The following is a 9,825-nucleotide window of genomic DNA, read 5'->3' on the forward strand; positions in this document are numbered from 1 at the left end:
CATAAAATTTTTGATCGGCTGGTTGAGTCTGGCTTTAAAAAAACGCGATATGACATTTAGTTTTTCAGCTACTCCTGATTTTGATTTTCTTAACTCTTTTGCCCGTCACATTCGAGCCGAAGTGCATGACAATGTTCTTGAAATACCCAAACATTTGGGGCACGGCTATATCCGTCAGATCGTGTTCGGACCCGATTTCGAAGTAACCCTCCATCATTTTCAATTAAAAGAAGACTTAATTATCCGTCGAAATGCATCGGCAATAGCCAGCGATCTAATAACCGTTTTCTTTTACAGTAACGACGAACCTCTTGCAATTACATATAACAACAATCCTCAGGTCCAATTTTCCGCGCGGGGCAATTCAGCTATTCAGGTTACCTCCAATGACCTTAGTTCGGTCATATGCTTTCCGGCTCAAAGACTTATTAATTATATGGTCATTGCCATTAGGCCGGACAGTTTAAAGGAATTTATTTCCATTGATAAACCCAGCTCAGTGCTTGAAACAATCACAGGTAATGGGAGTTCTTTTCTTTTTTTCGAAAATATGTCGGCGGAAACAAAGTTGTTGCTCAAAAACATGATTGCCATAAACATGGGCGATATGCTGAGCAACTTTTATGTGCGGATCAAGGTGCAAGAATTGCTGTATCACGTTTTCTACAAATTATCGCTGCGTGAACATGCCAATCAGGCGATTAACAGTGCCGACATCAGCAGGCTGCTTTACATTCGGGACGAAATTGTCCGCGATCTAAGTAAGCCTCCTGTCTTGCGCGAATTATCTCAGATCGCTGCCATGAGCGAAACCAAGCTCAAAAGTTTATTCAAGCAAACTTATGGCACTACGATATACAATTATTTCCAACAAGCAAGAATGGAGGAGGCGGCCTTCCTGTTGAAAAAAGGGAAACGCTCCGTAGCGCAGGTCGGCTACGACATTGGCTTTACCAATTTGAGCCATTTCAGCCGACTGTTTGAAAGACATTATGGACAAAACCCCAAGCGATTTTCCTATTCATAATTATTCACTAGCCCGGAACATTTTCACATGAACCTATTTCTCCTGAATATCCTATATCAAATGCTGGCGGATTTGGAATATTCTGATGTAAATTACATCATTTACGCCCGCTATTATTTTTTCGACCAGCAAATGCATTTTTATGAGCCGATCCACTTCAACCGGGAGTCCGTTCTGGAAATCGAGCTGAAAGAAGATGCGCTTGGATTAAGAATGCCGCTTGATTCCCCACGAAAGGACATTCCTTACTCGGTCATCATTCCTTTCGACTCGATTAAGCAAATAGAAAAAATTCAATTGGAGCGCATTGAAGACCGGCATGTTGTACTTTGGATGTCGAATTGGCAACGAAGCCTTGGCCAAAAGCAGCACATATGAAGGTAAATTACACACAGACTACAAGAGGTCGATCTCATGAAAGCACTGACTAAAATCCGACAATAAGCCTCTGATGAAACTACACCTGCACAGGTCATTTTTCGCCATTAAATTTGCATTGCTGGTCTTTGCATTTTTGTTTTTTTCCTTTGATCACGTTCGCGCAGCGGATGTGAAAGTAGTGCTGACCGGTAACACTGCGGATTTAAAAGATCCTAATCAATTATTTGAAATCATTAGAGAACACATCCGCAACAATCCGGATACCGTGATTTGAGCTTTGAACGGGGATGTTTTTCCTGAATCTTACACCAGCGAACAAATACTGACCTGGAAATCGAAAGCAAATGGCTTGCTGGATAGCAATCCCAAGCTTTTCATATTGCTTAATCAGGGTGACCGTGATTGGATGGACTCAGGAGAAGGCGGGTGGAAGAAGATACGCTCGCTCGAAAAACTGCTTTCCCAGGCCGGACATCCGCGTTTCCAAGTTTTTCTGAATCAAGGCTGCCCCGGGCCGTGGACGGTATCATTTCCAAACTTGGAAATTGTCGTGATCAATTCACAGTGGTGGAACCATCCTTTCGATAAACCCCTGCCGACCTCCGATGCCTGCACGATTGCGGATACCGATAATTTTATCGAAGAGCTGGAAGGTATGCTCGACGAAGCAAAAAGTAAAAATGTGCTGATCCTGTCGCATTTCCCGCTGGTATCGCTGGGGAATTATGGCGGAAGGTTCGCGGTTTCCGATTACCTGCTGCCTCCCAAAGTTGCATTCCGGCAAAATGTGGGTACAAGTAAAGACATTGTCAATCAGCAGTTTGACGCATTCCGCTACCGGATCGCGAATGTGCTCCATGATTATTCTTCGGTCGTTTTTGCATCCGGGCATGAGCGGAACCATTCCATCATCAAAGCGGAAAGCAACTTTTTTATCAATAGCGGCGCGCCTGTCTCGGCTGGCTTTGTAGTGAAATCCCGGCGCGCAGTCCTGAGATCTTCCGCGCCAGGCGTCGTCGAGCTCACGTATAACCAAAACGGTCAGGTAAGTTTTTCGCAGTTGAATGTTGGGGCAAATCAATTGTCGGCATCTAAAACCGGCGTGCTTATTAACGCTTCTATTTCCCGACCTGAAATTACAGCCACTGCTCAAACTCCGCCCGAAACCGGAATTTTTACCAAAGTTGCGGCAGGTCCTGAATATGCCAGCGGCTGGTTTAAGCGGCTCTGGTTTGGCCAGCATTACCGCGCCTCCTGGACCACGCCGGTCCAAGTGCCTTTTCTGGATTTGAGCAATACTTACAAAGGTTTGACGATCACCGGAAAAGGCGGCGGCCGGCAAACAACCTCGCTCAAACTGTCGGCTGGCGACGGAAAAGAGTACGTTTTCCGCTCAGTGGACAAGGACCCTTACCGCGCACTGGGTTTTGAACTGAGAGGTACCGTGGCTGCAGACGTGCTGAAAGACCAGACTTCGACGCAGCAGCCTTATGGAGCGATGGCCGTAGCGCCGCTGATGGATAAAATCGGTGTTTTGCACGCTACGCCAAAGCTATATGTACTGCCCAAGTCTGAGAAACTGGGGGATTTTCGGGCTGATTATGCGGGCCTGTTTGGAATGCTGGAAGAGCGGCCAAATGATAAAATTGCGAAGGATAAGGTGTTTGCTGGCGCCAACGACATTGAGAAGAGCTTTAAAATGTTTTCCAAAATTTATCACGACCACGATAACTACATTGATAAAAAGGAATTTGGCAAAGCCAGGGTTTTTGATCTCTGGATCGGCGATTGGAGCAAGCACGAAAACAACTGGAAGTGGGCTGGTTTCAAGGATCAGCGCGGGGAGGTTTTCAGGCCGGTCCCACGCGACCGTGACCACGCATTTTCCCGCTGGGACGGCATTATCCCATGGTTCGCCGATCGGGAGTGGGGCGTACCGAATGGGGAAAATTTTGGAGAAAAGATCCATGGGCTCCGCAGCCTGATGTGGCAGGCCAGGCACCTGGACCGGTTTGCCGCAAACGAGCTTTCCAAGGCAGACTGGGTCAATGCAGCCCCGTTGCTTCCCATACGGAAGCTCGTCAATCAATTTGATACTCACGCTCGGTATTTGTTACTGGAACCTGATGTTTCTCCCTAACCCAGCAGACGAAATTAAACACCGTTTTTTGTGAGACCGCTGGTAGGTAGTCAAAGTGCTCTTTGAGCCATTCATGCATTTGGGCCGCCGGCGTGGGGGAAAATTCGGAATTTGTGATCAGTAATCGTAAATTGTAAGTGTATAAGCTATTCTCAACGTTTTCAGATTATGCCGGGCGTACTGCAAAGTATTCCCGGTTTTTATTTATCAACGATAATCTCATAGGACGCTCGCGCCTGAGGCGATTATAGTCTCCCAGCTGCCCGGTCCAGCGACAGTTTGCTGATGTTTCCTGTGAGAACTGGGAAACCGTAGGGACATGATGACAGGGTAACCATAACAGTTATTTTATGTTTTACATAAAATAATTTGTGTTTTAAGTAATATTATTTACCTTCGATTTAAAATTTAAATCGATGAAAGCATTAGGCGCACGATCCATTTCGTCACTTCTTAAAAAGGTCATCACCGCAGTGTGGTATCTCGAATTTTTGCTTTTACTAACACCGCCACTGGTTTTTCTTGATGATGACGGTATCCGTTATTCATGGCCAGTTACTATCGAATCGGTCGAAACTGAGCCAACGATAAGTCCCACAAGTGACAAAATCACCGATTTCTTATGGTCGGGGAGATCAGATGCGGACAACCCAAGAGTAGAACAAACTTTATCGTTTGAAGATGCCACGATAGGACGCAGGTTACTTCAATCCCTGCATAATTTAATCTATATCGGGTTAATCATGTTTGTGACCTGGCAACTGAAAAAAATATTTTCCGGGTTCTCAGAAAACCAACCCTTTCTAGGCAATAATGCCGCAAGGATTAAATGGATCGCGTTCTCAATTCTATTCCTGGTATTTTTCGACTTACTGGAAACGGTTTTTCATCACATGTACACCCGTTCCACCATGATCCTTTCGGGAGCTTCATTAGATCCGTTTCAGTTAAGTTTTGACTTTCGAACTTTATTTCTGGGGTTGCTGCTGCTAATTCTTTCTGAGGTATTCAGGAAAGGATACGAGTATCAGGCCGACAGCGAATCTATCCTATAAACTATGGCAATTATCGTAAACCTGGATGTGGCAATGGCGAAAAAGAAAATGTCGCTAACGGAATTGTCAGACAAGCTTGGCATTTCAATGACCAACCTTTCCCTGCTAAAAACCGGTAAGGTAAAGGGCGTTCGATTCTCCACCTTGGAAGCCATTTGCAAGACGCTGGACTGTAAGCCCGGAGATATATTGGATATGGAATAACTAAATACTTCAAAATATGACAACCAAATTTAGAGCCATTTTCATGGCTGCGGGATTGCTATTGCTTATTTCCACGCTAACAAGCTGCGAGATAAATCCCGGAAAAACGAAGCCAGAAAAAATCGACTATGTGTTGGAAAAGGCATTTAAAAAACGCGAATTCGTTGGAAACGCAATTGTACTTGACAAAGGGAATGTGATTTACAAGAAAAGTTACGGCGAAGCCAATGTGAAGGCTGCTATGCCCAATTCTGACAGCACAAAATTTTTGATCGCATCTCTTTCCAAACCGTTCACAGCCATTCTTATTTTAAAACTAGCCAAGCAAGGCAAACTTGACCTTAATGATGGGATTGAGAAGTTTTTCCCCGAAGTACCGGAGTTAAGAGATAAAAAAATAACAATCCATCATTTGCTAACCCATACATCTGGGATTAAAGAATTTATCACTGAGAAGCATGTCTTCGAACAAAACGATCTGAATGGAACAGTCTGCAATTTTGACCCAGGTTCTGACTTTGAATATTCAAATTCTGGCTATGTCCTCTTAAAAGAGATTGCAGAGATTTCGTCTGGAAAATCCTACAAAGAGTTAGTTAACACTATTATTTTGAGTCCGTTAAACATGAACTCATCAGGTGTGGCAAGGGATATGGCAAGTATATCAAATCTGGCAGTAGGCTATAAAGACGCCTCACAGCAAGAGGTGGATGAAATTGCGTATTCTCTTGGAACGATAGATGGAGCAGGATCGCTATTTTCCACCGCCACGGACATGGTCAAATTTAGCCAGGGTATTGACTCGCAAGATTTTTTGCCTAAATCATTGCAAGCTTTGATGTTTCGCCAACACGTCAACCAAAAATGTGGCTACGGTTGGTTTCTACGAGAACGTGGGGGTGTTTGGGACGTCTCGTACCATAAAGGTGATCTTCCCGGCTACACAAGCTTTTTAAGCAGAAGAACAACGGGTAATCAAATGATACTGCTTTTATCCAATGCCAGCAGGCTCGATTTAGCTGATCTGGAAAATGAAATCGCAAAGATTTTGAAGGGCACCGAGTAAAACCGAAATTTTCGATTACATAAGAGTAAAGTTTTTTTAGGCAATATTTTCATGGGCCTCACTAAATCCTCGAACCTGAGACACTCACGGCCTGCGCCTCATGGCCCGAATCCGTAGCAACGATCAGACGAATTATGAGACAATGGCGAGCGTACTGCTTAAATTTGGAATAAATACGATAGATTAAACTTTGGCTGTTCTATTCCAATTTCAGTACTTTTCTTAATAAAAGCATCTTCCAACAGCGGGCCATATACAGGCTTGTCCTGAAACGACTTTGCTGTGCGCTCAATGATATAGTAGTACACCGCTGATTCGTTAACCTCCCCTTGTCCATTGATTAAAATCAGTTCATGCCGTTTGGCGAAAATGAACATCGAATTGTGCCCAACCGCAAATAAATACGGGCGAATCAGCTGTTCGCCTTTATACAGTGCTCTTTGTTGACGGTCACCGATCCATGACACTTCATAATCGTCCACTATTTTATCTCCACCACTGTCAAAAGCCGAACAGGCTAGAAATAAAGGTGATAGAAAGATGTAAAGTGACTTCAAAAATTTCGTCATATGCTGGTATAAAGACGGCAGTTTTGTCAATCTCATGAAACCCTCCATTCAAGGTACAGTTTGTCCGAGTTCCATGGAAGCAGGCCAGTGAACCAAAATTAGGACGTTTCGTGAGACTCGCTGACCAGCACTGCGAGCTATGACTGTCTGTTTACTGAACGAATACCCCTAAAACCTCTCACTTTTTTATGCTCCCCACCACAAAAATTATTCAGTCAATAAGCCAGCCAACTTTTTAGTTTCATTTTCCTGTAACCTTTCTGCATTTCGAAAGTTTACACAATAACTAAGTATCAATCTTATTTAGTCATGGAAAAAATGTGTTCTATTCTGTTCTCGCCCATCTGTGGAGCCAACCGTTTAATGTCCCAAACAATGACTTCTTTAAAAATTGACTCGCAGGCCACCGGTATGCAAAAAGTATTTATGTATCTGGCATTGCCATTCGAAAGGATGGTAAGCTTGTACGTTCAAAGAGTGAACTATCCATGACCTGCTTACACCAAGGAGTGATTTAGGACCTGCCGCAGGGATCTGATGATTTGGCTCTGACGGCACCGGCTTTTCTAAACAGGACATCATCAAAATCTTCGGTACTTAAAACCAGCATCTTCTTTTCGGACAATATACCTACAACGGCCTCTTTTATGTGGTTGCCGGATAGGTTATGTCCGTGGGTCATATACATTATCAATCTATCATCCCGAATTCTTAAAAAAATATATGAGATTATTTATGTTCATTTCCATTTGTTGGATATCAACCAACAGTACTGTGCTTGTTCTTGCTCAATCTTCAAAAATAAAGGGTAAGATTGTTGAAAATGTCAAAGAAGCCGGATTGGAATTTGCTTCTGTTTCATTGATCAGATTGCCCGATTCAGTTACCGTTAGCACACAACTTACCAATGAAAAAGGCGGATATGACTTTGCTGATATAAAACCAGGAAACTACTTCATTACTGCTTCCTTTATAGGTTATGAAAATGGAAAATCAGCTTCTTTTAGTGTAAACGCAGCAGATTTAACTGTCCCTGCACTGATGCTTAATACTGGCACAGATACCCTCAGCGAGCTTACTGTAAAAGGCAATAAACCTTTGCTGGAAAGAAAAATAGACAGAATGGTTTTTAACCTATCCAACTCGCTTGCAGCAAAAGGAACGGATCTGCTTCAAGCGCTGGCCTGGGTACCGATGTTAAAGGTGGAGCAAAGTGAAATTTCTATTATTGGCAAAGGAGGTGTCTCGGTCATGATTAACGAGAGGATGGTGCAGCTTCGGGGCAACGAACTCGTCAACTATCTTAAAACACTAAGGTCTGATGACATAGAAAAAATTGAAATTATAACCACGCCGCCGGCAAAATATGAGGCCCAGGGGAATGGCGGCCTGATCAACATTGTTTTAAAGAAAAACCAATCGTTAGGCTGGCGAGGTTCGTTAGGAACGTCATATTCTCAGAATACCTATCCATCATACGCTAACAATATGGCCCTTTTTTTTCGGTCAAAAAAATTGAGCAGCTCTTCGACATTTAACCAATCGAACTATCGAAGCATTGTCAAAGAATCGTTCAATATAACCGGGCGACCCAGCGAAATTATCAGCAATGAGAAACGTTTAGGAACTTCACCCGGCTTGCAAACAGGCATAAGTATCGACTATGAGTTAAACAAACACAATAACATCGGGCTCATTTACAATATTTCGGACAATAAATCGAACACAACGTTTAATAACAGTTATAGCTTTGTTACAGGGAGTAGCATTGACTCGGTTTTAAACACTACGGGGAAATTTTCCAGGCCATTATTTACACAAACATTAAATATATACCATGATTTTAAGATTGATTCGACTGGAAAGAAATTGACTAGCTCCGTTAACTTTTTTATGAACAATCCTGAAATGAAAAATGATTTTATTTCTGAATCTGAAAATACTTGTGCTTCGGTTCAAAATAATAATTTATCGAAATACAATATCTGGTCTGTTCAATCAGATTTAACATTACCTTATAAATGGGCTAAAATAGAAACAGGTATCAAACTTGCCCATTTTAACAACAATGCGAATGTGGAGTACTATAACTATCTAGGTGAAGTTTTCATATTGGATAAAACACGCAGCAACGAATTTGACTATACAGAAAGCAACCTGGCCTCCTATTTCAGCATGGAATCTGAACTATCAAAAAAGTGGGAAGCCAAGGCAGGTTTGCGCTATGAGTATACACTATTGGAAGGCTATTCGCCTACCTTAGACCAGCGCAACAAACGTAATTATGGTGCGCTGTTTCCAACCGCCTACATCGTCTACAAAGCGAACAAGAACCATGTTTTTTCGTTAAATTACTCGAGGCGGATCAACCGGCCAAGCCTGAATTCCTTAAATCCATTTGCCTATTATACAAATAACTATACCTATTATACTGGAAACCCATTGCTCTTACCATCGTACAGTAACAATGTCGAACTCAACTATCTGTATAAAGGCAGGTTTTCTTTTACTGTGTTTCAACAACATACCAGCGATATCATTTCAAACCTCACAACGGTTAGTGGCCCGACATTGGTTACCAGCAGAGGAAATTTTTTGACCCAGAATAACCTGGGGGCCTATCTATCCTTTAATCGGTCATTATTCAAATGGTGGGACCATAGCATCTACGCCTCTTTTTTCTATGCATCCCCGAAATCTAAAATAGCAACCATCAGCACTCCAAGCGGGACTTCTGCCTCATTTGGTATTAACAATAGTTTCAATGCAACTAGCCTTTTAACTTTTTATCTGAATTACAATCATAACCTTCCATCAACCGACAGAAATGTTTATACATACCGTCAGCGCAGTTTAAGAATGGGGGCTAGGATTAAGCTGCTTGATAACAATCTGATCATCAGCCCCGCTTATTTTCTTGGTACTGTAAGTAAATATGATTTCCATTATAGTGAATTTGTGCAAACCACAGCAACAGATTATAATTATAACACCTTTACGCTAAGCCTGACATATTCATTCGGTAGATCAAAGGTTTCCGGAAACAACAAGGATATCCGATTTGATGAAAAAAGACGAGCTCAATAATAAAATAATTTTCCTTCATTAAAATTCAACCCATCAATTCCAGCGTCCTCGACTCTCTTTGCCAGTTTTTTGAGAGATATATCGGTCACTGGTCTCAAAAAACGCTCCATTCATGATTCTGCGTGTCGTAAGTGAGCGTCAGGATTGCTGTGAGTCAAATTTCGGACGTTTAGTGAAATGACCACATTAAATGTCTTTTGCCTGTAAAGCAGATTTATTTTAGATTTCGGACGGCAATCACGACACAGGTATATGAGCACTTGGGGAACAGGAATATCATCTAATGACACTTACGC

Annotated in this window: 9 protein-coding genes; 8 read left to right on the plus strand and 1 reads right to left on the minus strand. The window is 42.5% G+C overall.

Annotated features, from left to right (window positions below):
* Positions 1-49: 49 nt before the first annotated feature.
* The 7 genes from LZD49_RS34115 to LZD49_RS34145 all read left to right on the plus strand — a co-directional run bounded on the left by LZD49_RS34115 (position 50) and on the right by LZD49_RS34145 (position 5,873).
* Positions 50-1,027: a helix-turn-helix transcriptional regulator gene (locus tag LZD49_RS34115; protein WP_234672956.1), complete on the plus strand. Its 978-nt coding sequence runs from the start codon at positions 50-52 to the stop codon at positions 1,025-1,027.
* 27 nt (positions 1,028-1,054) lie between these two features.
* Complete coding sequence (locus LZD49_RS34120; protein ID WP_234672957.1) at positions 1,055-1,405, plus strand: hypothetical protein; 351 nt, start codon at positions 1,055-1,057, stop codon at positions 1,403-1,405.
* A gap of 73 nt (positions 1,406-1,478) precedes the next feature.
* On the plus strand, positions 1,479-1,682 hold the full coding sequence (locus LZD49_RS34125) for a hypothetical protein (protein ID WP_234672958.1): 204 nt from the start codon (positions 1,479-1,481) through the stop codon (positions 1,680-1,682).
* Positions 1,683-1,685: 3 nt separating this feature from the next.
* A complete protein-coding gene (locus tag LZD49_RS34130; RefSeq protein WP_234672959.1) occupies positions 1,686-3,548 on the plus strand; it encodes a hypothetical protein in 1,863 nt (620 codons plus the stop codon).
* Positions 3,549-3,964: 416 nt separating this feature from the next.
* On the plus strand, positions 3,965-4,603 hold the full coding sequence (locus LZD49_RS34135) for a DUF2975 domain-containing protein (RefSeq protein WP_234672960.1): 639 nt from the start codon (positions 3,965-3,967) through the stop codon (positions 4,601-4,603).
* A 3-nt stretch (positions 4,604-4,606) separates the two neighbouring features.
* Complete coding sequence (locus LZD49_RS34140) at positions 4,607-4,807, plus strand: helix-turn-helix transcriptional regulator (protein WP_234672961.1); 201 nt, start codon at positions 4,607-4,609, stop codon at positions 4,805-4,807.
* A gap of 16 nt (positions 4,808-4,823) precedes the next feature.
* Positions 4,824-5,873, plus strand: a complete 1,050-nt coding sequence (locus tag LZD49_RS34145; protein ID WP_234672962.1) for a serine hydrolase — start codon at positions 4,824-4,826, stop codon at positions 5,871-5,873.
* 158 nt (positions 5,874-6,031) lie between these two features.
* On the opposite strand, the gene LZD49_RS34150 is transcribed toward LZD49_RS34145, so the two are convergent.
* Positions 6,032-6,478, minus strand: coding sequence for a hypothetical protein (locus LZD49_RS34150; protein ID WP_234672964.1), 447 nt, complete (start codon positions 6,476-6,478; stop codon positions 6,032-6,034).
* Positions 6,479-7,216: 738 nt separating this feature from the next.
* Here LZD49_RS34150 and LZD49_RS34155 point away from each other — a divergent pair.
* Positions 7,217-9,529 (plus strand): outer membrane beta-barrel family protein, encoded by a 2,313-nt coding sequence (locus tag LZD49_RS34155; RefSeq protein WP_234672966.1) that lies wholly within the window; start codon positions 7,217-7,219, stop codon positions 9,527-9,529.
* Positions 9,530-9,825: the final 296 nt, after the last annotated feature.

The organism is Dyadobacter sp. CY261 (genome assembly GCF_021440085.1).
Taxonomy (GTDB): domain Bacteria; phylum Bacteroidota; class Bacteroidia; order Cytophagales; family Spirosomataceae; genus Dyadobacter.